Source organism: Photobacterium sp. GB-36, from assembly GCF_003026135.1.
Classification (GTDB): Bacteria; Pseudomonadota; Gammaproteobacteria; order Enterobacterales; family Vibrionaceae; genus Photobacterium.
Genome location: NZ_PYNY01000012.1, coordinates 82,235 through 107,962 on the forward strand (window position 1 = coordinate 82,235; position 25,728 = coordinate 107,962).

Sequence of the window (25,728 nt, forward strand, 5' to 3'; positions counted from 1 at the left end):
GCATAGTGAAAAAAATAAACACTCTTCTTCCCCTAATCTCTCTGTCATTAGTTGCAAGCTCAGCTTTCGCCTCAGACAATACTCTTAATGTTTATACCTACAGCTCCTTTGCTTCCGACTGGGGTCCTGGTCCTGTAGTAAAGAAAGCGTTTGAAAAACAATGTAATGGTTGTACGGTCAATTTTGTTTCTTTAGAAGATGGCGTATCGATTTTAAATCGCGTTCGTCTTGAAGGGAAAAACAGTAAAGCAGATGTGTTATTAGGGCTAGATAACAACCTAATGACAGAAGCGAAAAATACCGGCCTATTAGCAAAAAGTGATGTTGATACCAGTAAGCTCACGCTTCCTAAAGGTTGGAGTGATGATACTTTCATCCCTTATGATTACGGCTATTTTGCCTTTGTGTATGACAGCGATAAACTGAAAAACCCACCAGCGAGTTTAGATGCTCTGATCAAAGATCAAAATATCAGCGTTATCTATCAAGATCCTCGTACTTCAACCCCAGGCCAAGGTCTTATGTTATGGATCAAATCGGTCTACGGTGATAAAGCCCCTGAAATGTGGCAGCAACTAGCGAAACACACAGTGACCGTCACTAAGGGCTGGTCTGAAGCCTATAACATGTTCTTAAAAGGCGAATCAGATATGGTGCTTTCTTACACCACATCACCGGCCTATCACATCATTGCTGAAGACAAACACCAGTACAAAGCGGCTAACTTCAAAGAAGGCCATTACATGCAAGTTGAAGTGGCAGCAAAAATGAAAAATAGCCCACATCCAAAGCTTGCCGATCAATTTATGCAATTTATTGTAAGTGATGCTTTTCAGTCACAAATCGCTACTCACAACTGGATGTATCCAGTAACAAAGCAAAGCCTACCGAAAGGTTTTGATGAACTCACCGTACCAAGCAAAGCACTTGAATTTAGTGCCGACGAAGTGGCAACGCATCGCAAAGCCTGGATCCGAGAGTGGCAGCAAGCCCTCACTCAGTAATGGTTTAAGACTTTGAACAAACGCATTACCTTATTGCCCGGCATTATCAGTGCCGGGCTGATCACTTTTGTTGTTGTTGCCGCGCTCACCGCCTTAATCAGCCAAGCTAACGACTGGCAACTATCAACACTATGGCATGATCCTTATCTGCGACATGTAACTGGATTTAGCTTCTATCAAGCCATCTTGTCGACTCTATTTAGCATCATCCCAGCGATTCCCATTGCTTATGCACTCTCACGACGGCAGTTTGTAGGAAAAGCTCTGCTATTACGTTTATTTGCGATGACGCTCGTGATACCCGTATTGGTTGCTGTTTTTGGGTTATTATCGATTTATGGCAAAAGTGGATTGATCAGCCATAACCTAGAAATACTAGGCTTACCGCCATTAAACATTTACGGTTTAAGCGGGATTTTACTGGCTCACGTATTTTTAAACCTGCCACTGACCGTGCGTTTTCTACTGCAAAGTCTCGATGGTATCCCTGCAGATCAACATCAGCTTGCAGCGCATTTAAGTATTACTGGCTGGAGTAAATTTCGCTTAATTGCATGGCCTCGACTACGCCAACAACTGCCGCATATCGCGGGTTTAGTCTTTATGTTGTGCTTTACCAGCTTTGCCGTGATCATGTCGCTTGGCGGTGGCCCTAAATCAACCACTATCGAGCTCGCCATTTATCAAGCGTTGCGTTATGACTTCGATTTAGCGACAGGGGCTATTTTAGCCTTATGGCAAATGCTACTTTGCTGCTCATTAGTACTTTTTACCCAACGTTTTGCTAAACCGCTTTCCACCCTCAACGGCTCTATCAGCAAAAATGTAGTGAATTATAACGATACATGGCGCGCTAAATGTTGGGATGTATTCTGGATCATTTGTGCGTTAATGTTTGTTATACCACCGATCATAGCCGTCTTTGTATCGGGTATTAACCATCAATTATTTAATATCTTAGAACAAAAGCAGTTATGGTCAGCAATCACTAACTCACTCCATATCGCACTATTTTCCTGCTTATTAGCATTTTGTCTTGGCGTCATGATCCTCATCACGAGTCGTAGCTTACGCTTAGCACGTAAAAAACTGGCTGCTGACGGGATTGAAATGATCGGCACAGTGATTTTAGTGACACCAGGGTTAGTGTTAAGTACTGGTATTTTTCTTTTACTGCGCCAATATACTGATGCTTACAGTGCTGCGTTTTGGGTTGTGGTCTGTGTTAATGCCCTAATGGCACTGCCCTATGTAATCAAAACATTAAGTCAACCAATGCTCCATCTCGCGCAGCAATATAATCCGTTATGTCGCAGTTTAGGGATGACGCATCTATCGCGATTACGTTTGGTTGAGTGGCGTGCGTTACGTGCCCCTATTGCCCAAGCTCTCGCTATTAGCTTTGTCTTATCTCTGGGGGATTTAGGTGCGATTGCATTATTTGGCAGTCAAGACTTTCAAACGCTGCCATTGTATTTATTTGAACTAATGGGCAGTTACCGAATGGATGCTGCTGCTGTTGCTGCACTGGTTTTACTGTTACTCAGCTTAGGTTTATTTAGTGCCGTCGAGTATCTTGTTGTTACTCGCCATCGCCAAGGAGTTCATCATGCTAAACATTAATCAACTCAACTATACCTACTTACCTCAACACAAAAATGAGGTTGCGATGGCGTTGAGCTTTGATGTTCAGCTTGAGCAGGGAGATATCGCTGCACTCATTGGCCCAAGTGGCGCAGGTAAAAGTACCTTATTCGCACTCATTGCTGGCTTTCTCGTCCCTGATAGCGGTGAGATCACCGTTAATAGCCAATCTATCTGTCAGCTAGAGCCTGCGCAACGTCCACTCTCGATGTTATTTCAAGAGCACAATTTATTTCCTCACCTCAGTGTATTTGAAAACATTGCGTTAGGTATCAACCCAAACCTTAAACTTACCGCAGAGCAAAAACAGCGAGTGACTAATTCAGCGAAACAAGTGGGGATTGATACCTATCTTGAGCGTTTACCTGAGCAGCTTTCTGGCGGGCAACGTCAGCGAGTAGCATTAGCGCGATGTTTATTACGAGAGCGCCCTTTGCTACTGCTTGATGAACCATTTTCGGCCCTTGACCCTGCACTGCGTGCGGAGATGTTAAACCTCGTTAAGCAATTAGCCACAACCCGTAATATGACGGTATTGATGATCACTCATAGTCCTGAAGATGCCGAAAAAATTGCCAATAAATGTATTTTTATTAATGAAGGTACTATCAAAGCGGTAGGAGAAACCTGTGATGTTTTATCTAATCCCGTATTACCTGAGCTTAAAAACTATCTCGGTTTAACCCTACCAGAAACATAACCGCAGAATGCAATAAGTAACAATATAAACAAAAAAGCGAGCACCCAATGTGCTCGCTTTTCTTATTCTTCTTGCTAGTGATTAAAGATTTTCTTCGGCAAATTCCGCTAGACGGCTTCGAACCACCCCGTTGAGATAAATATTGGCGCTACCTTCAAAGTTTTTAAAGCGCTCAACAATATAGGTTAATCCCGAGGTCACTGGGGATAGATAGTTGGAATCAATTTGAGCAAGGTTACCCGAACACACAATTTTTGTGCCTTCACCACATCGGGTAATAATGGTTTTAATTTGTGACGCTGTTAAGTTTTGACACTCATCGAGTAAAACAAAGGCATTTTGAATAGAACGCCCACGCATAAAGTTAATCGATTTAAATTGAATATTGGCTTTATCAAAAATGTACTTCATTGAGCCATCAGTACAAACATCATGCTTATGAAGTGCTTCCATAGTATCGGTAACCGCTGCCAGCCATGGCATCATTTTTTCTTCTTCGGTACCCGGTAGGAAACCAATCGACTCAGCGATTTCGGGTGTATTACGAGTGACAATAATTTTGTCATACATCCCTTTTTCAATGACCTGCTCAAGTGCTGCAGCCATTGCTAAAATGGTTTTACCACAGCCAGCAGGACCCGTTAAGATCACTAAATCAATCCGAGGATCAAGCATTGCATCTAGCGCCATCCCTTGATAAATATTTTTAGGATTAACGCCCCAAGCTTGTCGATGCATTAGTCGCTCTTGGCTAATGTCTTTAATGGTGACACTTTCATCATCAATACTTTGAACTCTAGCAGCAAAATCATTGCCTTCATCCAGTAGATATTGATTAACAAAGGGAGTTTCAAATAAGTTTTTAGGTAAGGTATGTAAGGTTGAACGACCTCTATTTTCCGACTGACACTCAGCAACATTTTCCCAAAAATCGCCATGATAGCGATGAAAGCCTTTGGTTAATAATGCGACATCATCAATCAACTGATCGGTACGATAGTCATCAACATACAAGACGCCTGCACCTTTGGCACGCAGTCGCATGTTGATGTCTTTAGTCACTAATACCACAGAACGTGGTGCATGTTTTTGTTGCAGAAAGAGAACGCTATTAAGAATACGATTGTCACCCGCCTTATCGCTAAAGGCATGGACGGTTTGTTTTACTTCATAGTCAGCAAAAATAGCAATAGTACCGCTATGAGCCACTTTGTCGTTGAAAGGAATACCAGCCGAAATTTGCTCTGGTGGTGCGTCGTGGAATATATCTTCAAGCGCACGTATCGCGACTCGAGCATCACGAGAAACATCACGCTTACTGTCTTTAATTCTGTCCAATTCTTCCAGAACCGTCATGGGAATAACCACGTCGTGTTCCTGAAAAGAAAAGAACGCCAGAGGTTCATGAAGCAGAATATTTGTATCAAGTACAAACAGTTTCCGTTCGGCGTCGTCCATAGGCACCTCCTTGGTAGTCTGGACAGCGATAATTAAGCTATCACTCTATTAGCTTACGTCAAAATTACCCATCTGGTTTAATTATGACGTCTTTCTTATTAAGCCCTCGGTAGATGAAAGTTTTATGATGATTTTACTGTGACCGATTTTCATCACTTTCACCGTGACCTTAATCACATCATGCAGTAACATGAGTCCCCTTTTTGAGCTATGCACAAATTTTAAATTCTAGCGTACACTTATCTTCAGTGTAGCTTATTAATACTTTGCACAGCTTATTGCAGTCTCTTTGATATCAAATAATTAGAAGGTTTCTACCACTATGCCATTTGCTTTGGGTCAACGTTGGATCAGTGATACAGAAAGTGATTTAGGTCTAGGTACCGTTGTCGCTCTTGAACCAAGAACGGTTACCTTGATGTTCCCCGCATCAGAAGAAAATCGCCTATATGCACGTAATGATGCCCCTGTTACCCGTGTCATGTTTAACGTTGGTGATGTGATTGAAAGCCATGAGGGTTGGTCACTAAAGGTAGAAGCGATCAACGAAGATAAAGGCGTGATCACCTACGTAGGTACGCGTACCGACACAGAAGAAGAAAATGTCGCGCTACGTGAACTTTTCTTAAGTCACCAAATTCGTTTCAATAAACCGCAAGATAAATTATTTGCCGGTCAAATTGATCGCATGGATCGTTTTGCACTGCGTTACCGCGCGCTGAAAAACCAATACGAGCAACTAAAAAGCCCATTACGTGGTTTATGCGGTATGCGTGCAGGTTTGATCCCACACCAGTTATATATTGCTCACGAAGTCGGTCGTCGCTATGCGCCGCGTGTTCTCCTTGCCGATGAAGTCGGTTTAGGTAAAACCATTGAAGCCGGTATGATCATCCACCAGCAGGTTCTATCAGGCCGTGCTGAACGTATTCTGATCGTGGTTCCTGAAACCCTACAACATCAATGGCTAGTTGAAATGATGCGTCGTTTTAACCTGCACTTTTCTATCTTTGATGAAGAGCGTTGTGTTGAAGCATTTGCTGATGCCGCTAACCCATTTGATACCGCGCAATATGTATTGTGTTCATTAGACTTTTTACGTAAAAGCCGTCGTCGTTTTGAACAAGCGCTAGATGCTGATTGGGATCTATTGGTTGTCGATGAAGCTCACCACCTTGAGTGGAGTGAAGATAAGCCTAGTCGTCAGTACCAAGTGATTGAAGCCTTAGCAGAAAAAACGCCAAGTGTGCTGCTACTAACCGCCACACCAGAGCAATTAGGTCGTGAAAGCCACTTCGCACGCTTACGTATTCTTGATCCTGATCGTTTTTACGACTATGAAGCCTTTGTTGAAGAAGAGCGTCAATACGAACCCGTTGCTGATGCTGTAACCCAACTGCTTGCTGGTGAAAAACTGAATGATGATGCGAAAAACACCTTAACCGAGCTGTTATCTGAGCAAGATATCGAGCCAATGTTACGTGTGATCGAAGACTCCGCTCAAGACGATCCTGAAGCATTAGCGGCGCGTCATGAATTGATCAACAACCTGATGGATCGTCACGGTACGGGTCGCGTATTGTTCCGTAATACCCGTTCAGCTATCACAGGTTTCCCTCAGCGTCATCTAAATATGTACCCGTTAGCAATGCCAACCCAATACACCACAGCCATGCGCGTTGCGGCAATGATGGGCGGTAAAATGGGTATCAATGAGAAAGCGATCAAGCTGCTTTACCCTGAAGATATCTACCAAGAATTTGAAGGTGAATCAGCAACATGGTGGAACTTCGATCCTCGTGTTAACTGGCTACTTGATATGCTAAAAGCCAACCGTAACGAGAAAGTGTTGGTGATTTGTTCTCGTGCGCAAACCGCATTAACCTTAGAACAAGCATTACGTGAACGTGAAGGCATCCGTGCTACTGTATTCCACGAAGGAATGTCGATTATCGAACGTGATAAAGCGGCGGCTTACTTTGCCCAAGAAGATGATGGCGCTCAGGTACTATTATGTTCTGAAATCGGTTCAGAAGGTCGTAACTTCCAGTTTGCAAACCAATTGGTGATGTTCGATTTACCAAGTAACCCTGATTTACTTGAGCAACGTATTGGTCGTTTGGATCGTATTGGTCAAAAGCGTGAGATAGAAATTCATGTACCTTACCTAGAAGGCACTTCTCAAGCTCTATTAGCCCGTTGGTTCAACGAAGGCTTAAATGCCTTTGAGGAAACTTGTCCGACTGGTCGTGCTGTCTATGAAGCGGTATGTGAAGATCTGATCACCTTACTTGCCAGTGACAAACACGATCTTGAAGCGCTTGAATCCGTTATTCAACGTAGCGCTGAAATGCACAATGAACTTAAAACCAAATTAGAGCAAGGTCGCGATCGCCTATTAGAAATTCATTCTAACGGGGGCGAAGAAGCTCAGCAGTTGGTTGAGAAGATCAGCGCTAAAGATGGTGATACTAACCTTGTGACTTTCGCACTGGGCTTATTTGATACCATTGGTTTAAACCAAGATGACAAAGGCGAAAACGCAATTGTTGTGACCCCATCAGAGCACATGATGGTGGCAAGCTATCCAGGCCTTCCTTACGACGGTTGTACCATCACTTTTGAACGTGATACTGCACTTTCTCGTGAAGATATCAACTTCATCAGCTGGGAACACCCAATGATCCAAGGCGGTATTGAATTACTGCTAAGTGAAGGCGTAGGTGCGACAGCAGTGTCATTGTTGAAAAACAAAGCACTGCCTGTTGGTACACTGCTACTTGAGCTTATCTATGTGGTTGACGCTCAAGCACCTAAGCAATCAGGTATTGGTCGTTTCTTACCAAAAACACCGATCCGTATTTTGCTTGATGGTAAAGGTAATAACCTATCAGCTAACGTTGAATTTGAAGGCTTTAACCGCCAACTTAGCCCAGTCAACCGTCACCTTGGCAGTAAGCTCGTTAACTCGGTTCAAAAAGATATTCATACTCTGATTGAGCACGCAGAGCGCGAGATCAGCAAAGAGCTTGATGTCGTACGAAGCCAAGCACAAGCTGAAATGGAAAACACGTTGCGCGCTGAGCTTGATCGCCTTCAAGCCCTGAAAGCGGTTAATCCGAATATTCGTGATGACGAATTAGAGCTAATTGAAAGCCAAATCATTGAGTTAACTAACTACATTGAAAAAGCACAAATCCAACTTGATTCACTGCGTTTGATCGTTGTTAGCCATAACTGATCAATAACTCATCATAACTAAATTAAGGCCGTGAATGTCATTACTGATATTCACGGCTTTTTTCTTTAATCACATCACCAAACATACCAATTTACTATTATTCATATTAATATTCGCCCCGTTGTTATTCATACCTATCCTACGAGTGCATCATGAAACCATTGCCAGTGTTGAACTACAATCCACCTACCGATCCATGGTTGGATACTCTTTTTCTTGATAGCGACATCATCGCCGTTAATAAGCCTGCTGGCATACTCTCAAACCCAGGACGTGCACCAGAGCATCACGACAGCATATTTGCTCGCGTTCTTGAAAAATACCCTAAGTCACAAATTGTGCACCGTTTAGATATGGGGACATCAGGCTTAATTGTGCTGGCTCTAAACAAAAAAGCGGAGTGTCATTTAAAAGCCCAGTTTCGTGAGCGAGAAACACAAAAAGTGTATTACGCTCGTGTGTGGGGACATATCGAACAAGACACAGGAACCGTGGATCTTCCCTTGATCTGTGATTGGCCTAACCGTCCACGCCAAAAAGTATGTTTTGACGATGGCAAGCCTTCTGTAACGCATTACGAAGTCTTAAGCCGTGATGAGAAAACAACCTTGGTCCGTTTACTGCCCGTAACAGGTCGTTCTCACCAATTGCGTGTTCACATGCAAGCATTAGGTCATCCGATTTTAGGCGATAAGTTTTATGCTAATGAGGAAGCAATGGTAGCCTCTCCTCGTTTACTGTTACACGCAGCAGAACTGACTTTTACGCATCCAGGAAGTGATCAACCGATGCATTTGTTTGCCCCTTGTGAGTTTTATCGAGAAGCGCCAACACAAACGATTTTTAGTAAATAAAACCACTGAGTAATCAGCAACTATCGCACGGAAGTTAGATCACGATAAAAAAGAATGCTAGCTTTGTTTTAACAAGCAAAAACCTAAACTAGCATTCTTCTTTTCACACCAAGCGGAACAAAGGTTCCATGGAGTCTAACAGTGGAACATATTGTATTTTTAGATCGTGCTACTATCCCAGCACACATTGATATTCCTCGCCCACAATCAGATCATCAATGGATTGAATATCAACGTACATCACCATCTCAAGTTATTGAACGTCTGCAACACGCAACTATCGCCATTTCTAACAAAGTCCAACTCACTGCTGATATTTTATCTCAACTGCCAAACCTGAAATTTATTGCCATCGGTGCGACAGGAACCAATAACGTCGATGTCGATTATTGTCACCGCCATAACATTCCGGTTTCCAATATTCGAGGTTATGCGACTCGCTCTGTTCCTGAGCACGTGCTCGCAATGATCTTTGCGCTAAAACGTAATTTAATGGGCTATCAGCAAGATATCATCGCGGGTGAGTGGCAGAAACAACAACAGTTCTGCTTTTTCACTCATCCAATTAGCGATATCGCAGGCTCAACAATAGGTATTGTTGGTAAAGGCAGCTTAGGGGTAGCGACAGCCAATCTTGCAACCGCGCTGGGGATGAAGGTGCTATTTGCAGAGCACAAGCACGTCACCACCTGTCGTGAAGGCTATACGCTGTTTAACGACGTATTACAGCAAGCCGATATCATCACCTTGCATTGCCCGCTAACAGATACCACTGAAGATCTTATCGCAAAAACAGAACTGGCACAGATGAAACCTAACGCTATTTTGATCAATACCGGACGTGGTGGACTGGTGAATGAGCAAGATTTAGTCGATGCATTGCTCGATAAAAAAATTGCCGGCGCTGGCTGTGATGTTTTTACTTCTGAGCCGCCAACTGATGATAATCCATTATTACAACAGGCACATTTGCCTAATCTATTACTAACCCCACATGTTGCATGGGGATCTGATTCCGCGATTCAAACACTGGTAGAGCAACTTATTGAAAATATTGATGGCTTTTGTAACAACAAACCGCAAAACCTCGTTTAAGAGCTTTAAAAACAAAAAAGCGAGCACCAAGCTCGCTTTTTCAATTTATTATTCAGCGTAATAACAATTATTTGAATCCTTTCTCTTTTCGGATCAAATCATAGGCAGCTTGTAGCTCTTGGGTTTTTTGTTTCGCTATTTCCATCATTTCTGGTGGTAACCCTTTCGCTGCGAGTTTATCTGGATGGTGTTCATTCATCTGTTTACGATAAGCACGTTTCACATCTTGCGCAGAGGCATTTTCATCAACCCCTAAGACATTAAACGCATCAGCTAATTGATCTCGACTAGGAGGCGCTTGGAAGCCACCACCTTGTTGTTGATATTGCTGATGGAAACCACCTTGTTGAAAACGAAACGCCGCTTCTTGCATACGCAAGCGTTGTTCAAGCTGGGCTTCAGAAAAGCCAAGGTATCGCGCAATAATATGCAGTAACTGACGCTCTTTAGGATGTAATGAACCATCCGCAAATGCTGCTTGAATTTGTAATTCTAAGAAAAATTGGAGTAAATCAGCACGTCGTGCACGACTACGAACACGATTTAGCATCTCTTCTAATGGGAAGTTATCTTCTTTTCCCTCACGAAACGCATTCTGCGCTTGAAGTCGAGATTCGCCTTGTAACCCCATTCGATCCATAATCGCACTTGCAACACGAATTTCCTCTTTTGTCACATGCCCTTTCGCTTTTGCGACATGCCCCATTACTGCAAAACAAGCATGGAAAAACTCTGCTTGTTGCTCTGCACTACTGGCTCTGTTCTGACCAAAACCGGCAAAACCGCCATTCATCTGACGAGCATAAGCCTTATCAAACTGGTGACCAATAAATAAACCAATCAACAATCCAGGCAATTTTCCAATGGAGAGGCCAAGCAACGCACCAATAATTTTTCCCCATATACCTGTCTTCTGCATTCTATACTCTCTGGTAATTTGTTAAATTTTTTCAATGTTTACCCAACAGCATGCGCTGAAAAGATGCCGTCGCGTCGAATTTGCATTATGATAGCTGTCATTTATCGGGAATGCTTGTAAAAAGCGCAATTATTCGCCTTGCTCTCAAACTGATACAGGAATGTTGAATCTGATGTCACTCACCTCTCACAGCTTACTTGCCACCATGATTGGTCTTGCCCTTTATGGGCCGGCAATGGCAGAAGATGCCACATCTTTACATAAAGATATCAACGGTAAACATGCTGTAGCAGAAGATCAAACAACAAAAACAGCCGTTAATAACGATCCTTTAGCTATGGCAGATGGTGTTTTAATTTCGCCAAAAGACCGCAAAGAAAATGCCACATCTTTAGATAAAGATATCAACGATAAACACGCAGTAGCAGAAGATCAAACAACAAAAACAGCCGTTAATGACGATCCTTTAGCTATGGTACGTGGTGTTTGTATAGCACCAAAAGACCGTAAAGAAGATACCAAAAACACACCGATCCACATTGAAGCTGACAATGTTCAAGCTAAAAATGAGCATAAAGCCGTGTATTCTGGTGACGTTATTGTTCAGCAAGGAACGCGTACGATTGCTGCCGATACTGTGACACTTCAACAACCACAAAATATTGTTACAGCAAAAGGCAACGTTTACTACCATGACGGTGGTATAGAAATGGAAGCGAAAGAGCTCCATAGCGATCTTGATACCAAAGACTCACAAATGGATGATGCTGTTTATCGTATGACCTGCCAGCCAGGGCGCGGTGACGCAGAGCAAATCGACAAGAAAAATGTTGATGGTACTCAGTTCTACAAAATGAAAGATGGTACTTTCACTACCTGTCCAGAAGGCGATAAAAGTTGGCGCTTTGCTGCTGGCTCTTTGGAGCGTGATGGTGATTCACCCTTTGCCGATTTATATAACGCGCGCTTTGAAGTACTTAATGTACCGGTATTCTATCTTCCGTGGCTTCGTATTCCTGTAACCGATGAGCGTATGACGGGTTTCTTATACCCAACGTTAACCTATGGCTCACGTAATGGTATGGAATATGAAGCGCCATTTTATTGGAACATTGCGCCAAACTATGACTTAACATTAACGCCAAAATACATGAACCACCGTGGTCTACAAACAACGGCTAAATTCCGCTACCTGAATGAATTAGGTGAAGGCCAAGTTGTCGGTGAGTACATGGGCCATGATAAAAAAGCCGATTACGTAGATTATCAATTGGAAGACAATAAACCCAACACGGGTAAATATTGGGGCTTCCAATGGACACACAGTGGGATCATCGATAAAAACTGGTTAGTTGATATCGACTACAGCAAAGTCAGTGATTACAAATATTTTGAGCGAGGCTTAGATTCTAGTATTGGTGAGCGTGAAGATAATAACCTGCTTCAAACGGCAGAAGTATCTTACCGAAATGCGAACTGGGATACGATGTTAATGGTCCGTGATTTTCAGCTTTTAAAAGATCCTGAAGAAGCTGAATCATCAACAGATAATCGTTCACCGTATCGCTTAATGCCACAACTATCATCAACTTACTATAAAACAGATCTCGGCTACGGTCTCGATTTTAAAATGCCAATGAGTATCAGTAAGTTTGAGAATAGTTCGATATTCAAGCCTGACGCTGATCGTATAACTTTTGAGCCGACATTAACGCTTCCCTACGCGACACCTTGGTGGTCTGTAACTACTCAGGCAAAAGTGAACTACGCTCATTACAACCAAGATAAAAAAGAGTTAAGCAAAAACTCAGATTTTGATGCTCTTAAAGACAGTGTTAATCGTGTTGTTCCTGAATTTCGTGTCAACAGTAGCTTATACTTTGAGCGTGATACCTCCATTTTAGGTAGTCATTATACCCAAAGTTTAGAACCACAAATTCAATACCTTTATGTAAAAAATGTTGACCAAGACGGTATTTATAACCCATTTGATTATATCGGTGGCGGCTATGATTCAACCCGTTTACAACAAGATTACTACGGCTTATTTAGCGATCGGACATACAGTGGTAACGACTATATAGCTCCTGCGAACCAGTTCACCGTCGGCGCATCTACACGCTACTTTGATGAAGATTTTAAGGAACGATTTACCCTATCCATGGGTCAAATCTTCTATATCGATAAACCTGTTAACCAAGGAACTGATAATAAAGAAGCCAAAAGTTACTCAGCGACAGCAATTGAAACAGAATTTAACCTTGATGATAACCTGTTCTTAAAGAGCGCAATGCAATATGACTCAAGTGAGAATGACATTCAGCAAGGTAATGTGACCGTTGAGTACCGTAATGGTGGGGTATTTGTTCAACCGAGTTACCGTTACGTATCAAGTGATTACTTAACAAAATACGTGAACAACCCGAACCCTGTCATTTTAGGCACGAAAGATAAGCGTGACGGTATTTCACAGTTAGGTTTATCCATTGGCTTCCCAGTTAGCGATAATGTTGATGTTAAAGCTGATTACTACCAAGACATGAATGTTAACAAAATGCTTGAAAGTAAAGTTGGCTTCACCTACACATCTGCATGCTGGATGATAGGGCTTAGCTACAATCGTTACGCGAAAGATGCAATATCACAAGATTTTACTGAATACGATAGCAATGTCACTTTCTCATTCAGTTTACTTGGTTTACAAGGTGCCGGACCTTCATTCGGTCAATCATCGGATGATGGCGGTAATATTTTATCTTACGGCGATCCGTTCACTCTTAATAATTAATAGTTAGGCGACACATGTGTCGCCTTATAACCTGATGGAATATAAATGAAAACGTGGAAGTATTCTGTACTTAGTCTAATGATGATGGGTATGTCAGCAACCAGCATGGCAGCACCTCAGGAACTTGACCAAATTGTGATGACTGTTAATGATGGCGTGATCTTACAAAGCGATGTGAGCGCCATGCTAAAAACTGTTCGTCTTAACGCTGCTGAAGAGCACCAACAATTACCGCCTAATAACATTTTACGTCAGCAAGTGATGGATCAACTGATCCTTGAAAACTTACAGATCCAACAAGCTCAGCAGCTAGGGATCCGTATTGATGACAGTCAATTAGATCAAGCGATCGCCGATGTGGCTAAACAACGTAATATGAGCGTAGACCAACTACGTCAAAGCCTTGCTAAAGCAGGAGTTTCTTACTCTATGTTCCGTGAGCAAATGCGTAACGATATGCTAGCCTCTGAAGCGCGTACCATTATTGTTCGTAAACGTGTTAACGTTCTGCCACAAGAAGTTGAGTCTTTAGCCAAACAAATGGCCGAGCAAACTCAACAAAACGTGCAATACAACATTAGCCAAATTCAAATTCGGGTTGATGAAGATGCTGATAAAGCAGCACGTGATAAAGCAAAGCAAGAAGCAGAAGACATTGTTGCTCAACTTAAAAAAGGCGCAAACTTTTCACAACTGGCTTACCGTTATTCAAAAGGACCTAAAGCTCTAAAAGGGGGCGAATGGGGCTGGATGAGTAAAGCAGAAATGCCAACCGTCTTTGCTGATCAGATTAAAAATAACGGTAAAGATGCGATCATTGGGCCATTCCGTAGTGGCGTTGGTTACCACATTTTAAAAATCAACGATGTAAAAGGTATGCCAAACGTCTCTGTTATTGAGGTAAAAGCCCGTCATATTTTAATCAAACCTTCAATGATTCTAAGTGATGCAGCAGCAAAAGCTGAGCTTGAGAAAATTCGCCAAAATATTATTAGCGGTAAACAAACCTTTGCGGCAGCAGCAAAAGCCTACAGCGAAGATCCAGGTTCAGCGGCAAATGGTGGTCAACTAGGCTGGCAAGTACCAGATATGTATGCTCCAGCATTTAAAGAAAAAGTAGAAACGCTACCGATCGATAAAATCAGTGAACCGTTTAAATCTGCATTTGGTTGGCACATTGTTGAAGTTGAAGGGCGTCGCAAAGTCGACCGTACGGATGCTGCAATGAAAAACCGTGCTGCACAAATCATCTTTAACCGTAAATTCAATGAAGAAGCACAGACATGGTTACAAGAACTACGTGCAGGTGCTTACATTGAACCAATGAATACAACCAATAATGGCTAAATAAAGACATGACTGACACACAACGGATTGCAATCACCCCCGGTGAGCCTGCTGGAATAGGCCCAGATTTAGTCATCGCCTTATGCCAAGAAAATTGGCCGCACCAACTTGTTATTTGTGCTGATGCGCAGGTTATGGTAGAACGTGCGGCTAAATTAGGTTTACCACTAACCATTTTACCTTATCAGCCCGATCAACCCGCCCTGCCACATAAAGCAGGAACGATGACGGTTGCGCATATCAATACTGCAGTTGATGTTGTCGCTGGCACGTTAGATGAACGTAATGGCATGTATGTGCTCTCGACGCTTAAACGTGCTGCAGAAGGGTGTATGAATGATGAATTCGCCGCCGTTGTCACCGGCCCTGTACATAAAGGGGTCATTAACCGAGCTGGCGTATCATTTAGTGGCCACACTGAATTTTTTGCTCAACAATCTGACACTGCACAAGTTGTTATGATGCTAGCAACCGAAGGATTACGCGTCGCGTTAGTGACAACTCATATCCCTCTAAGTCATGTATCACAAGCAATTACAGAAGACAGATTAAAACAGGTGATTCGTATTTTACACGCTGATTTAATCAGTAAATTTGGTATTGAGTCACCAAAAATTTATGTCTGTGGATTAAACCCCCATGCTGGTGAAGATGGTTGCTTAGGGATGGAAGAAATAAATATTATTACTCCTACTCTTGAACAATTACGCCAGCAAGAAAACATGGATCTTATCGGCCCTTTACCGGCCGATACTATTTTCCAAGAAAAATATTTAGCTGATGCCGATACGGTATTAGCCATGTATCACGATCAAGGGCTACCGGTGCTGAAATATAAAGGCTTCGGTAAATCAGTTAACATTACGTTAGGATTGCCCTTCATCCGAACTTCAGTAGATCATGGTACCGCACTGGAACTCGCAGGTACCGGACAGGCAGATACAGGTAGCCTTTGGACAGCGCTATCTCACGCCCTAGAATTGGTAGATAAACAAGCATGAGCAGCGATCAAGTCCATCTAGGTCACCGCGCCCGTAAGCGCTTTGGCCAGAACTTTTTGAAAGACCCTTACATCATTGATGGCATAGTGTCAGCAATTAACCCATTACCAGGTCAAAACTTGGTTGAAATCGGTCCGGGTCTTGGTGCTATCACCGAGCAAGTTGGTAAACTTGTTGATAAATTTACTGTTATCGAACTCGACCGCGATCTTGCAGAACGCCTTGAAAGTCACCCCGATCTAGCTTCCAAGCTAACGATCCACCAAGGCGATGCAATGCGTTTCGACTTCACGCAACTTATTAAAGAAAATAATAAGTTACGTATTTTTGGTAACTTGCCATACAACATTTCGACCCCTTTAATGTTCCACATTTTTGAATTCCACAAAGATGTTGAAGATATGCACTTTATGCTGCAAAAAGAAGTGGTTAACCGTCTTGCGGCAGGCCCTGGTAGCAAAGCATATGGCCGCCTAACGGTAATGGCGCAGTATTACTGCCGCGTGATGCCTGTACTTGAAGTGCCGCCAGAATCTTTTGTACCTGCGCCAAAAGTCGATTCAGCGGTAGTACGTCTAACACCTTACGAAGTGTTGCCGTTCCCATGTACCAACCTAAAATGGTTAGATCGTGTATGTAGAGAAGGCTTTAACCAACGTCGTAAAACGATTCGTAACTGCTATAAAGCACTCTTTACAGCAGAGCAACTTGAAGCACTGGGGGTTAACCCAGGCAATCGCCCAGAGAACATTACCGTTGAACAGTTTGTGGCAATGGCGAACTGGCTTGATGCGAATTACCAAAAAGATGCGAAAGCTTAACCTCATTTAAGTGGATTACACAAAAACCCCGATAGCTTCACGGTTATCGGGGTTTTTCTTTATTTGTGGTTGAATGACGCTAAAATGAGAAGAGATCATAAACAAAGGATGTTGTCTGTGAGTACCACTTCTCCCCCAACCATAAAATGTCATGTCGTTACTCATTACCTCGATGATCAATCCGAGCCTGACAAGAGTCGCTATGTGTTTTCCTATACCATCACTATTCATAATCTTGGTCGTGGTCAAGCACAATTGCTTAAACGCCACTGGTTGATCACCGATGCCAATGGCAAAAAACTAGTGATTGATGGTGATGGTGTTGTGGGTAAACAACCCATAATTCAAGCAAGTGATGACTATACTTACACCAGTGGTACAATTATTGATACCCCGCTTGGTGTGATGCAAGGACATTACATTATGGAAGACGGGGACGGTAATAGCTTTAAAGTTAACATTGCCCCTTTTCGTTTGGCTGTGCCTAACATTATTCACTAGCTGTTTACTTTCACTTTCCTCAATAATGAGAGCAATATGGCAACCTACCTTGTTGGTGATATTCAGGGCTGCTTACCTGATCTAAAAAAACTCCTTGCTCAAGCGCATTTTGATCCCAAACACGATCACCTTTGGCTTGCTGGCGATCTTGTCGCCCGTGGTCCTGAATCATTAGAAACATTACGTTTTGTAAAAGCACTGGGTAATAGTGCACAGGTGATCCTCGGTAATCATGATCTTCACCTATTAGCCGCTTCAAATGGCTTCGCACGTTTAAAACCGAGTGATAAAACTCAAGCCATTTTAGACGCGCCCGATAGCCAAGAATTACTTCATTGGCTACGCCATCAACCATTGCTGGCTGAACATCCTGATTTTCCATTAGTTATGGTACACGCTGGCATTAGCCCACAATGGTCGTTAGCAACGGCGCGTCAACAAGCTCGCCGAGTTGAAGCGACCCTTCAATCTGAACGTTATGTATGGCTATTAGAAAATATGTATGGTGATGGTCCTGATTTTTGGCAAGAAGAACTTAATGAATTAGATCAGCTCCGCTATACCATCAACAGTTTTACCCGTATGCGCTTTTGCGAGCCTAACGGACGTTTAGATATGCAGTGTAAAGTAGAGCCAGGAAACCCTGAAGTTGGCAACTTGATCCCGTGGTTTGAAGTAAAGCGCAGTGAGCCGATTGAGAAAACCATTATCTTTGGTCATTGGGCGGCACTCATGGGACATCAAGATAAGTATTGTATTGGGCTTGATACAGGGTGCGTGTGGGGAAACAGTTTAACTATGTTACGCTGGGAAGACGGACAACGCTTTGTTACCGAATGCCCTATTTATTAAATCTTGCCACTTTATCCTATCCAATAATGCCCACTAGCATGGGCATTATTAAACAGTATGATTAATTGCGTTCAAGTACCGTAAAGTCCATCGCATAAGCATTTTTTTCATCTGCTTCATAATGCTCAGACTTCACTTGATGCCACCCCTCTCCCCATTCAGGGAAACGTGTATCACCGTCTAAATTAGCATCAATAAACGTTAAATAAAGACAATTCGCTTTTGGTAAACACGCTTGGTAAATACTACCACCACCGATGATCATTACTTCTTCTACATCACCAGCGGCTTGTATTGCAGCTTCTATATCGCTCACAACAGTGATCCCTTCGGCATGAAACTCAGGGTTACGGGTGATCACAATGTTATGACGACCTGGAAGCGGGCGACCAATAGATTCAAACGTTTTGCGCCCCATTATCACAGGCTTTCCTAAAGTACATTGCTTAAACCAAGCAAAATCAGCGGGTAAATGCCATGGCATCGCATTTTCTTTGCCAATTACTCGATCATGCGCCATTGCGGCGATCATACTGATCTTCATCTTCAGGAAACTCCTTTTTAATATTTGTGATGCTATAGGTTACACCACAGGTCGACGGCGATAAAACAATAATCCCGGCATAGCTAACCCAATGGCTAATGCAGCAACAATAAAGATCGCTTTGAGCAAATTCTCAATCATCACTCCCCATAATTCCATTGAAAAACCACGATGATTAATTTCAACAATCGCAATCATTGCTTTATAAGTAAAAACGCCAGGTACCATAGGGATCATTGCTGCGACAGTAAAGACCTTGGGATGAGCTAAAAAGCGATGCGACCAATGCACACCAATCATACCAACAAGAGTAGCTGCTGCAAATGTAGCCCACTCAATAGGCATTCCCCAGTGCATTAAAAGAAAACGAGTGCCATGCCCTAACGCCCCTCCAATGGCACAATATTTCAGTGCCTTTGGTGGGACATTAAAGACTAATGCAAAGCCAACGGCTGGGATCATAGCGAAAAACATATCATTACCTAGCGCCAGCATTAGTGAGATCAGATCATTCATAGTAACCATCCCCACACATCCAGCACATTCATCGCAGCAACAATACCAATACAAGCGGCAAGTGTTAGTAAACTCGCCATCGTCCACCGTGCTAATCCCATTGAAGGGTAACCTTTTACCATATCAGCAACGGCATTGATCAAAGGAAAACCCGGTACCAACATCAGTACAGACGAAGCCATCGCTAAAAAAGGTTTATCACCAATTTGATAAACTTGTCCAAAACCTGAAATTAATGTGGTAACAAAGGCGGTAAAAGCAAAATTAATCAAAGGATTAAAATGACAATGTGCAATCTCTTGGCGAACAAACATACCAATAGATGAAGCCAGAAAAGTCAGGCAAAAAACTGGCCAATCCCCCCCAGCTAAACGGCTAAAAGAAGCACAAGATAGACCAATCATAATAATCACCAATAAGCGGTGATAACGCTGAGGTTGGATTTGTTCTAATTTGTGGTGAACATCATAACGATCAAGCAGTCCACGCTCAGTTAAAATACAGATCCGTTGAATGTCCGTCACGATCTGCATATTGATCCCACTATCTTGGCAACGCCGCGTGGTCGTAATACAACTTCCCTGATGACGTGTACTGATCACCATCGAACTAGCAGATAATGAGACCTCAACACTTTCAACCCCAAGCGCCAAACCAAGTCGACTTGTCACATCTGCCACTAAGGTACTTTCTGCGCCATGCTGTAAAAGACGTTGACCTGCAGATATCACAAGCCGTGTTATGTCTCTTTGTTCAGATTCTGAGAGTGAAGTAATAATACCGTCCTTATGAGTTGCCATTTATCATCCATTAATATTGCGCATTTATTATCCTATTAGAGTACCGAATAACTCCTGCATCCATTTTGATTAAGCACAAAAAAAGCCGTACCTCACGGTACGGCTTCCTCTACACAATCAGACTTGATTATGGCTTGTAGATGATTTCAACATCGTAATCATCTTCATTCCAATCATCCCAATCATCATCGTCGTCTTCATCCTGCGCTTTCTTAATTTGCTCAGCGTGGTAATCATCCCACTTGAAGTCAACTTTATCTTCTTTCTCTTCTGGCTCGTATTTGATCTTAGGCATAGCATCAATCGCTTCCATCAGATCATACGTTAGCTCTTTCGTACCGGTACGGTTTAGTGCAGAGATACTGTAGTACTTATCTTCCCAAGCAAGGGCTTCTAATACTTCAGTCATTTTCTCTTGCGCTTCTTCTTCATCAAGCAAGTCAGCTTTGTTAAATACAATCCAACGCGGCTTATTGCCTAGCTTATCACTGTATTGCTCAAGCTCATTGATGATAGTGAATGCATTTTCTACCGGATCAGAGCCATCAGCAGGCAGTAGATCAATCATGTGAAGTAATACACGACAACGCTCTAGGTGCTTAAGGAAACGAATACCTAAACCAGCGCCGTCTGCCGCACCTTCAATCAGACCAGGAATATCAGCAACAACGAAATTACGCTCTGCATCAACACGTACAACACCTAAGCTTGGTACTAACGTAGTAAATGGGTAATCCGCTACTTTCGGCTTAGCTGCCGATACAGAGCGAATAAAGGTCGATTTACCTGCGTTAGGTAAACCTAACATACCTACATCAGCCAAAAGCAGCAATTCTAGGCGAAGATGACGAACCTCACCTAAACTCCCCATTGTCTTTTGACGAGGTGCGCGGTTTACAGATGATTTAAAACGGGTGTTACCTAGGCCATGGAAACCGCCTTTAGCAACCATCACTTTCATGCCGTGTTCAGTCAGATCGGCAATCACTTCACCTGTATCGTCATCAACTGCACGTGTGCCTACAGGTACTGTCAGTATTTTATCGGCACCACGTTTACCCGTACAGTTACCACCACGACCATTTTCACCACGCTCTGCGGCATGGAAACGTTCAAAACGATAATCGATCAGGGTGTTAAAGTTTTCATCAGCAAAGAGGTAAACGTCACCGCCGTCACCACCATCACCGCCATCAGGACCACCTTTAGGAATGTACTTTTCAGTACGAAAACTCACTACGCCGTTACCACCGTCACCGGCATCAACTTTGATAACTGCTTCATCTATAAACTTCATTCTTTTCTCCGCACTGTGGCGTTTAACATACAGCCATGATCACTAACTCATCATGGCGTAGTAATTATTGTCATCGACCTAGATTATTTGTGCTGGCGAATAAATTTATGGCCTATAGCACAGCATATCGCACCACTTACCACCACCATCGCACCAAGGTAACCCCAGATGTTCAACGTTACTGGCGCAACGTATTGTGGTAGAGCAAGGCTCGCAAGATCGACAAATAATATCGTAAACAAAGGAGTCAGTGTGATCACTGCACTCACTTGTGAGGCTTGCCAGCGTGACATCGCTTCAGCGAAAGCACCATAGCCAACAAGCGTATTAATACAACAGAATGCCAACATCGCAAGTTGACGATTATCCATTGCATAGATTTGTTCTGGTTGCGCTACTGGCGTAAGGATCAAAGCACAGATCACATAGATCATCAGCAAAATTTGCGCTGATGTAAATTGCTTTAATAACCACTTCTGCGCAAGGCCATATATTACCCACACAATAGCAGCCGCCACAGCTAAACTTACACCTAAAGTATAACCAGAAAAACTGGTAAATAACTCAATTAAGCGTTCATTAAAAAACAGTAGTAAGCCAGCCAATAAACAAATCACACCAATAATCTGGTGCTTAGCAAGCTTTTCTTTAAATACCCATGCACTGGTCACCAATAAGCCCACTGGAGCTAATTGAATGATTACCTGTACCACAGGTGGATTAAGATATTTTAGCGAGCTATTGAACAGGACAAAGTTACCCGCAAGACCAATACTTGCAATCAGTAACACGAGCCCACCAGCTCGGCCTAAATTTGAAATTGTTGGTAACTGCTTTTTCCAGCTTAATAATAAACCTAAACCGACAGATGCCGTAATAAAGCGATACCAAACAATAGTGAAAGGGTCCATCACTTCAACAGCTTGCTTCATTGCTATTGGTAACGCGCCCCAAAAGACAGCCGTTGTTAATGCAAGAAAAAAACCGATCATTGGGCCACGATCTCGCATAAACCCTCCAGATATAAAAAGCCCCGCCAATAGGCAGGGCTTTAATCTTCGTGTCAAAGTTGAATATTATTCAGCTTCGATAGATACGAATTTACGGTTCTTAGGACCTTTAACTTCGAACTTCACTTTACCATCAGATAGAGCGAATAGAGTGTGGTCTTTACCTAGGCCAACATTGTTACCAGCGTGGAACTTAGTACCACGTTGACGAACGATGATGTTACCTGCTAGAACTGATTCGCCACCAAAACGCTTAACACCTAGGCGTTTGCTTTCTGAATCGCGACCGTTGTTAGTAGAACCGCCAGCTTTTTTGTGTGCCATCTTTAAATTCTCCTATTATTAAGCGCTGATGCCAGTAATTTTGACTTCAGTGAACCACTGACGGTGGCCCATTTGCTTACGAGAGTGCTTACGACGACGGAACTTAACGATTTTAACTTTATCGCCACGACCGTGAGTAACAACTTCAGCAGTTACTTTACCGCCAGCCACAAAAGGTGCGCCTACAGATACTTCTTCGCCATTAGCTACTAAAAGTACTGAGTCAAATTCAATGCTAGCGCCAGTTTCAGCGTCTAGTTTTTCTAAGCGTAAGGTTTGGCCTTCGCTTACACGGTGTTGTTTACCACCACTTTGGAAAACAGCGTACATGTCTTACTCCGCTTGTCCGCATAGGCCATTTGCCACATAAAAAAGGCAATGGGTATGCGCTTAATCTTGTCATCAATAGGGCGCGAATGTTACGCGAAAAGAGTTATTCTGGCAAGCCATTATAGAAAGAAAATTGATGAAAAGCTGCTCAACAAAAAAAGTCTTTGAAATAGCGCACGTTGGGGTTATGACGATAGTGCTATTTTAGTGTAAGATTCGATAAACCATTCGAATCACTTTACCGCCCTACGTGGCCAACAATCTTGCTGGATGTATTAATGGATTTCAAAGCTATCCAAGCGCTCACCGCCAACGATATGGCCGAGGTCGACGCGAAGATACAAGCACAACTTAACTCAGAGGTTGTGCTTATCAATCAACTAGGCTTCTACATTGTCAGTAGTGGTGGCAAACGTCTACGCCCAATGCTGGCTGTTTTGGCAGCGCGAGCTTTGGGCTATGACGGTGATCAACACACTACAGCTGCTGCTTTTATTGAATTTATTCATACAGCAACATTATTACACGATGATGTTGTCGATGAATCAAACATGCGTCGTGGTAAAGAAACAGCCAACGCAGCGTTTGGTAATGCAGCCAGTGTTTTAGTCGGTGACTACATTTACACACGTTCATTTCAAATGATGACTAGCCTACGATCATTAAAGATCCTCGACATCATGAGTGAAGCAACCAATGTGATCGCTGAAGGTGAAGTTCTACAATTAATGAATTGTAATGATCCTAACACCACCGAAGATAGCTACATGCAAGTGATCTATTCAAAAACAGCACGCTTGTTTGAAGCTTCAACTCAAATCGCAGCCATTATTGCCCAAGCACCAGCTGAAATTGAGTCAGCACTTCAAGAATACGGTCGTTATTTAGGCACGGCATTCCAACTTATCGACGATGTATTAGATTACATTGCTGATGGTAAAGAAATGGGGAAAAACGTCGGTGACGATTTAGCAGAAGGTAAGCCAACTTTACCACTGCTCCATGCTATGCACCATGGTAATACCGAGCAATCAAGCATGATTCGCGAAGCTATTGAAAAAGCAAATGGGATGGAAAAGCTTGATGCTATTTTAGCTGCTATGCACGAACATGGTTCACTTGAGTACACCCAACAACGTGCAGAAGAAGAAGCAGAGAAAGCCATTGCGGCTTTAGCACCTATTGCAGACTCTAAGTACAAAGAAGCCTTAGTTGCACTAGCACACATGGCTGTACAGCGTAATAAATAAGTCTTCAATTTAGCATCATAGAGCCTGCCAATGTGGCAGGTTTTTTTATCTCTAAAAATCAGATGATCACTATGATCTATAATTGGTATTAGTTTATTTCTTTTGCTGGTAAGTGGGAGTGAATAATGGAAATAACCCAATTAAAGATTGGTATGTGGGTAGAATCATTACATGGCGTGGGGAAAGTGATCGGCATTGATCAACAAAATAACGCCGTAATCATTGAGCATAAGAACGATCATCAACTGCGTTCCATTGAATGCAACGAGATCACTGATCAACCGCAATTGCACACAGGCTGTGATCGTTATTATTAGAAAAGACTTCTCACAGGCAATAAAAAAGCGGCTTAATCGCCGCTTTTTCTTACTCTACTATTTAAACGGGTTACTTTGCAGCGAACTCTTCGCCTAGAGCAATATCACCTTTAAGCGTATCTAGCATGCTGTCCATCGCGGATTGCTCAAAGTCACTTAATGAACCGTAATCCATTACTTCTTCAATACCATCTTTACCCAACAATACAGGTTGTGCGAAGAAACGTGCATGCTGCCCATCACCTTCAACGTAAGCACATTCAACAACACCTTGCTCACCTTGTAATGCACGTACTAGCGCTAAACCAAAACGACATGCCGCTTGGCCCATAGACAAGGTTGCTGAGCCGCCACCCGCCTTTGCTTCAACAACTTCAGTACCTGCATTTTGAATACGTGGTGTTAATGCTTTTACTTCTTCGTCAGTAAACTCAACACCTTCAACTTGTGATAGCAACGGTAAAATAGTTACACCTGAGTGACCACCAATTACTGGAACACTAATATCACAAGGCGACTTATCTTTTAATTCAGCAACAAACGTCTCAGAGCGGATAACATCAAGTGTTGTAATACCGAACAGCTTACGCTTGTTATACACACCTGCTTTTTTAAGTACATCAGCTGCGATAGGCACTGTTGTATTTACAGGGTTAGTAATAATACCAATACAAGCATCAGGACATACTACAGCAATTTTGTCTGCTAGAGATTTAACAATACCGGCATTTACATTGAAAAGATCAGCACGATCCATACCCGGTTTACGCGCTACACCTGCAGAAATAAGGACAACGTCAGCGCCTTCTAATGCTGGAGTAGGATCTTCACCTGCATAACCTTTAATGGTTACAGGGGTCGGGATATGGCTAAGATCGGCTGCAACACCAGGCGTTACTGGTGCAATGTCATATAGAGCAAGATCTGAACCTGCTGGAAGATGGTTTTTTAATAGCAGAGCAAGAGCTTGACCGATTCCACCAGCAGCGCCAATTACAGCAACTTTCATGTTCGTTCTCCTTTACGATAGAAGTATCTTTTTTTATTAATACATCTTACTTAAGCCAATTTTCATTGCATAAGATAAGCATAATAGAAGGACGTTATAGCAAGCC

At 42.7% G+C, this 25,728-nt stretch carries 24 protein-coding genes; 14 read left to right on the forward strand and 10 right to left on the reverse strand.

Annotation, left to right across the window (positions count from 1 at the left end; genetic code table 11):
• The first annotated feature begins 14 nt into the window (after nucleotides 1-14).
• Genes thiB through thiQ form a run of 3 tightly spaced genes read left to right on the forward strand, consistent with a single transcriptional unit; the run spans nucleotide 15 to nucleotide 3,348 of the window.
• Nucleotides 15-1,004, forward strand: coding sequence for a thiamine ABC transporter substrate binding subunit (gene thiB, locus C9J46_RS12505; RefSeq protein ID WP_173425485.1), 990 nt, complete (start codon nucleotides 15-17; stop codon nucleotides 1,002-1,004).
• A gap of 12 nt (nucleotides 1,005-1,016) precedes the next feature.
• On the forward strand, nucleotides 1,017-2,627 hold the full coding sequence (gene thiP, locus C9J46_RS12510; protein ID WP_107290975.1) for a thiamine/thiamine pyrophosphate ABC transporter permease ThiP: 1,611 nt from the start codon (nucleotides 1,017-1,019) through the stop codon (nucleotides 2,625-2,627).
• On the forward strand, nucleotides 2,614-3,348 hold the full coding sequence (gene thiQ, locus C9J46_RS12515; RefSeq protein WP_107207638.1) for a thiamine ABC transporter ATP-binding protein: 735 nt from the start codon (nucleotides 2,614-2,616) through the stop codon (nucleotides 3,346-3,348). The genes thiP and thiQ overlap by 14 nt, the downstream gene beginning before the upstream one ends.
• Before the next feature lie 81 nt (nucleotides 3,349-3,429).
• On the opposite strand, the gene C9J46_RS12520 is transcribed toward thiQ, so the two are convergent.
• A complete protein-coding gene (locus C9J46_RS12520) occupies nucleotides 3,430-4,806 on the reverse strand; it encodes a PhoH family protein (RefSeq protein WP_107290976.1) in 1,377 nt (458 codons plus the stop codon).
• A gap of 322 nt (nucleotides 4,807-5,128) precedes the next feature.
• Here C9J46_RS12520 and rapA point away from each other — a divergent pair, with 322 nt between their 5' ends.
• The 3 genes from rapA (at nucleotide 5,129) to C9J46_RS12535 (ending at nucleotide 9,996) form a co-directional block, all read left to right on the forward strand.
• A complete protein-coding gene (gene rapA, locus C9J46_RS12525) occupies nucleotides 5,129-8,047 on the forward strand; it encodes an RNA polymerase-associated protein RapA (protein ID WP_107290977.1) in 2,919 nt (972 codons plus the stop codon).
• A gap of 152 nt (nucleotides 8,048-8,199) precedes the next feature.
• A complete protein-coding gene (gene rluA / locus C9J46_RS12530; RefSeq protein ID WP_107207636.1) occupies nucleotides 8,200-8,901 on the forward strand; it encodes a bifunctional tRNA pseudouridine(32) synthase/23S rRNA pseudouridine(746) synthase RluA in 702 nt (233 codons plus the stop codon).
• Nucleotides 8,902-9,042: 141 nt separating this feature from the next.
• The gene (locus C9J46_RS12535) at nucleotides 9,043-9,996 is read left to right on the forward strand and encodes a D-2-hydroxyacid dehydrogenase (RefSeq protein ID WP_107290978.1); all 954 of its coding nucleotides are present in this window, start codon (nucleotides 9,043-9,045) and stop codon (nucleotides 9,994-9,996) included.
• A 67-nt stretch (nucleotides 9,997-10,063) separates the two neighbouring features.
• On the opposite strand, the gene djlA is transcribed toward C9J46_RS12535, so the two are convergent.
• Nucleotides 10,064-10,915 (reverse strand): co-chaperone DjlA, encoded by an 852-nt coding sequence (gene djlA / locus C9J46_RS12540; protein ID WP_107207634.1) that lies wholly within the window; start codon nucleotides 10,913-10,915, stop codon nucleotides 10,064-10,066.
• A 172-nt stretch (nucleotides 10,916-11,087) separates the two neighbouring features.
• Between djlA and lptD the strand changes: the two genes are divergently transcribed.
• From lptD to C9J46_RS12570, 6 genes are all read left to right on the forward strand, one after another.
• Nucleotides 11,088-13,703 carry an LPS assembly protein LptD gene (lptD, locus tag C9J46_RS12545; RefSeq protein WP_370444984.1) on the forward strand — a complete coding sequence of 872 codons (2,616 nt, stop codon included), beginning with the start codon at nucleotides 11,088-11,090 and terminating at the stop codon, nucleotides 13,701-13,703.
• A gap of 45 nt (nucleotides 13,704-13,748) precedes the next feature.
• Nucleotides 13,749-15,050 carry a peptidylprolyl isomerase SurA gene (surA, locus tag C9J46_RS12550; protein ID WP_107290979.1) on the forward strand — a complete coding sequence of 434 codons (1,302 nt, stop codon included), beginning with the start codon at nucleotides 13,749-13,751 and terminating at the stop codon, nucleotides 15,048-15,050.
• 8 nt (nucleotides 15,051-15,058) lie between these two features.
• Nucleotides 15,059-16,051 (forward strand): 4-hydroxythreonine-4-phosphate dehydrogenase PdxA, encoded by a 993-nt coding sequence (gene pdxA / locus C9J46_RS12555; protein ID WP_107207632.1) that lies wholly within the window; start codon nucleotides 15,059-15,061, stop codon nucleotides 16,049-16,051.
• Nucleotides 16,048-16,872: a 16S rRNA (adenine(1518)-N(6)/adenine(1519)-N(6))-dimethyltransferase RsmA gene (gene rsmA, locus C9J46_RS12560; RefSeq protein WP_107207631.1), complete on the forward strand. Its 825-nt coding sequence runs from the start codon at nucleotides 16,048-16,050 to the stop codon at nucleotides 16,870-16,872. Before pdxA ends, rsmA begins: the two co-directional genes overlap by 4 nt.
• A gap of 108 nt (nucleotides 16,873-16,980) precedes the next feature.
• Complete coding sequence (gene apaG, locus C9J46_RS12565; protein WP_369919091.1) at nucleotides 16,981-17,373, forward strand: Co2+/Mg2+ efflux protein ApaG; 393 nt, start codon at nucleotides 16,981-16,983, stop codon at nucleotides 17,371-17,373.
• A gap of 36 nt (nucleotides 17,374-17,409) precedes the next feature.
• The gene (locus tag C9J46_RS12570; protein WP_107290980.1) at nucleotides 17,410-18,225 is read left to right on the forward strand and encodes a symmetrical bis(5'-nucleosyl)-tetraphosphatase; all 816 of its coding nucleotides are present in this window, start codon (nucleotides 17,410-17,412) and stop codon (nucleotides 18,223-18,225) included.
• Nucleotides 18,226-18,286: 61 nt separating this feature from the next.
• On the opposite strand, the gene folA is transcribed toward C9J46_RS12570, so the two are convergent.
• The 7 genes from folA to rplU form a co-directional block, all read right to left on the reverse strand.
• Nucleotides 18,287-18,769 carry a type 3 dihydrofolate reductase gene (folA, locus tag C9J46_RS12575; protein WP_107260868.1) on the reverse strand — a complete coding sequence of 161 codons (483 nt, stop codon included), beginning with the start codon at nucleotides 18,767-18,769 and terminating at the stop codon, nucleotides 18,287-18,289.
• Nucleotides 18,770-18,808: 39 nt separating this feature from the next.
• Nucleotides 18,809-19,285: a threonine/serine exporter family protein gene (locus tag C9J46_RS12580; protein WP_045083540.1), complete on the reverse strand. Its 477-nt coding sequence runs from the start codon at nucleotides 19,283-19,285 to the stop codon at nucleotides 18,809-18,811.
• A complete protein-coding gene (locus tag C9J46_RS12585; RefSeq protein WP_107290981.1) occupies nucleotides 19,282-20,085 on the reverse strand; it encodes a threonine/serine exporter ThrE family protein in 804 nt (267 codons plus the stop codon). Before C9J46_RS12585 ends, C9J46_RS12580 begins: the two co-directional genes overlap by 4 nt.
• Before the next feature lie 127 nt (nucleotides 20,086-20,212).
• Entirely contained in the window at nucleotides 20,213-21,382 is a 1,170-nt protein-coding gene (gene cgtA, locus C9J46_RS12590; RefSeq protein ID WP_005369899.1) for an Obg family GTPase CgtA, read from the reverse strand.
• An 83-nt stretch (nucleotides 21,383-21,465) separates the two neighbouring features.
• On the reverse strand, nucleotides 21,466-22,392 hold the full coding sequence (locus tag C9J46_RS12595) for a DMT family transporter (RefSeq protein ID WP_005369900.1): 927 nt from the start codon (nucleotides 22,390-22,392) through the stop codon (nucleotides 21,466-21,468).
• 66 nt (nucleotides 22,393-22,458) lie between these two features.
• Nucleotides 22,459-22,716: a 50S ribosomal protein L27 gene (gene rpmA, locus C9J46_RS12600; protein WP_005369901.1), complete on the reverse strand. Its 258-nt coding sequence runs from the start codon at nucleotides 22,714-22,716 to the stop codon at nucleotides 22,459-22,461.
• 18 nt (nucleotides 22,717-22,734) lie between these two features.
• Entirely contained in the window at nucleotides 22,735-23,046 is a 312-nt protein-coding gene (gene rplU, locus C9J46_RS12605) for a 50S ribosomal protein L21 (RefSeq protein WP_005369904.1), read from the reverse strand.
• A 278-nt stretch (nucleotides 23,047-23,324) separates the two neighbouring features.
• Here rplU and ispB point away from each other — a divergent pair, with 278 nt between their 5' ends.
• Together ispB and C9J46_RS12615 are read left to right on the forward strand one after the other, a co-directional pair.
• Complete coding sequence (gene ispB, locus C9J46_RS12610; protein WP_107207626.1) at nucleotides 23,325-24,296, forward strand: octaprenyl diphosphate synthase; 972 nt, start codon at nucleotides 23,325-23,327, stop codon at nucleotides 24,294-24,296.
• A gap of 125 nt (nucleotides 24,297-24,421) precedes the next feature.
• Complete coding sequence (locus tag C9J46_RS12615; RefSeq protein ID WP_107207625.1) at nucleotides 24,422-24,613, forward strand: hypothetical protein; 192 nt, start codon at nucleotides 24,422-24,424, stop codon at nucleotides 24,611-24,613.
• A 70-nt stretch (nucleotides 24,614-24,683) separates the two neighbouring features.
• Here C9J46_RS12615 and mdh read toward each other — a convergent pair whose 3' ends face one another.
• Nucleotides 24,684-25,622 carry a malate dehydrogenase gene (gene mdh / locus C9J46_RS12620; RefSeq protein WP_107290982.1) on the reverse strand — a complete coding sequence of 313 codons (939 nt, stop codon included), beginning with the start codon at nucleotides 25,620-25,622 and terminating at the stop codon, nucleotides 24,684-24,686.
• Nucleotides 25,623-25,728: the final 106 nt, after the last annotated feature.

Bases quoted from the DNA above. Each gene is read 5' to 3' on its own strand.
- apaG (WP_369919091.1), top strand. From the start codon at position 16,981: ATGTTGTCTGTGAGTACCACTTCTCCCCCAACCATAAAATGTCATGTC.
- rapA (WP_107290977.1), top strand. From the start codon at position 5,129: ATGCCATTTGCTTTGGGTCAACGTTGGATCAGTGATACAGAAAGTGAT.
- ispB (WP_107207626.1), top strand. From the start codon at position 23,325: ATGGATTTCAAAGCTATCCAAGCGCTCACCGCCAACGATATGGCCGAG.
- mdh (WP_107290982.1), bottom strand. From the start codon at position 25,622: ATGAAAGTTGCTGTAATTGGCGCTGCTGGTGGAATCGGTCAAGCTCTT.
- C9J46_RS12585 (WP_107290981.1), bottom strand. From the start codon at position 20,085: ATGGCAACTCATAAGGACGGTATTATTACTTCACTCTCAGAATCTGAA.
- rluA (WP_107207636.1), top strand. From the start codon at position 8,200: ATGAAACCATTGCCAGTGTTGAACTACAATCCACCTACCGATCCATGG.
- C9J46_RS12595 (WP_005369900.1), bottom strand. From the start codon at position 22,392: ATGCGAGATCGTGGCCCAATGATCGGTTTTTTTCTTGCATTAACAACG.
- cgtA (WP_005369899.1), bottom strand. From the start codon at position 21,382: ATGAAGTTTATAGATGAAGCAGTTATCAAAGTTGATGCCGGTGACGGT.
- pdxA (WP_107207632.1), top strand. From the start codon at position 15,059: ATGACTGACACACAACGGATTGCAATCACCCCCGGTGAGCCTGCTGGA.
- lptD (WP_370444984.1), top strand. From the start codon at position 11,088: ATGTCACTCACCTCTCACAGCTTACTTGCCACCATGATTGGTCTTGCC.
- C9J46_RS12580 (WP_045083540.1), bottom strand. From the start codon at position 19,285: ATGAATGATCTGATCTCACTAATGCTGGCGCTAGGTAATGATATGTTT.
- C9J46_RS12615 (WP_107207625.1), top strand. From the start codon at position 24,422: ATGGAAATAACCCAATTAAAGATTGGTATGTGGGTAGAATCATTACAT.
- rsmA (WP_107207631.1), top strand. From the start codon at position 16,048: ATGAGCAGCGATCAAGTCCATCTAGGTCACCGCGCCCGTAAGCGCTTT.
- rplU (WP_005369904.1), bottom strand. From the start codon at position 23,046: ATGTACGCTGTTTTCCAAAGTGGTGGTAAACAACACCGTGTAAGCGAA.
- folA (WP_107260868.1), bottom strand. From the start codon at position 18,769: ATGAAGATCAGTATGATCGCCGCAATGGCGCATGATCGAGTAATTGGC.
- thiQ (WP_107207638.1), top strand. From the start codon at position 2,614: ATGCTAAACATTAATCAACTCAACTATACCTACTTACCTCAACACAAA.
- djlA (WP_107207634.1), bottom strand. From the start codon at position 10,915: ATGCAGAAGACAGGTATATGGGGAAAAATTATTGGTGCGTTGCTTGGC.
- rpmA (WP_005369901.1), bottom strand. From the start codon at position 22,716: ATGGCACACAAAAAAGCTGGCGGTTCTACTAACAACGGTCGCGATTCA.
- C9J46_RS12570 (WP_107290980.1), top strand. From the start codon at position 17,410: ATGGCAACCTACCTTGTTGGTGATATTCAGGGCTGCTTACCTGATCTA.
- C9J46_RS12520 (WP_107290976.1), bottom strand. From the start codon at position 4,806: ATGGACGACGCCGAACGGAAACTGTTTGTACTTGATACAAATATTCTG.
- surA (WP_107290979.1), top strand. From the start codon at position 13,749: ATGAAAACGTGGAAGTATTCTGTACTTAGTCTAATGATGATGGGTATG.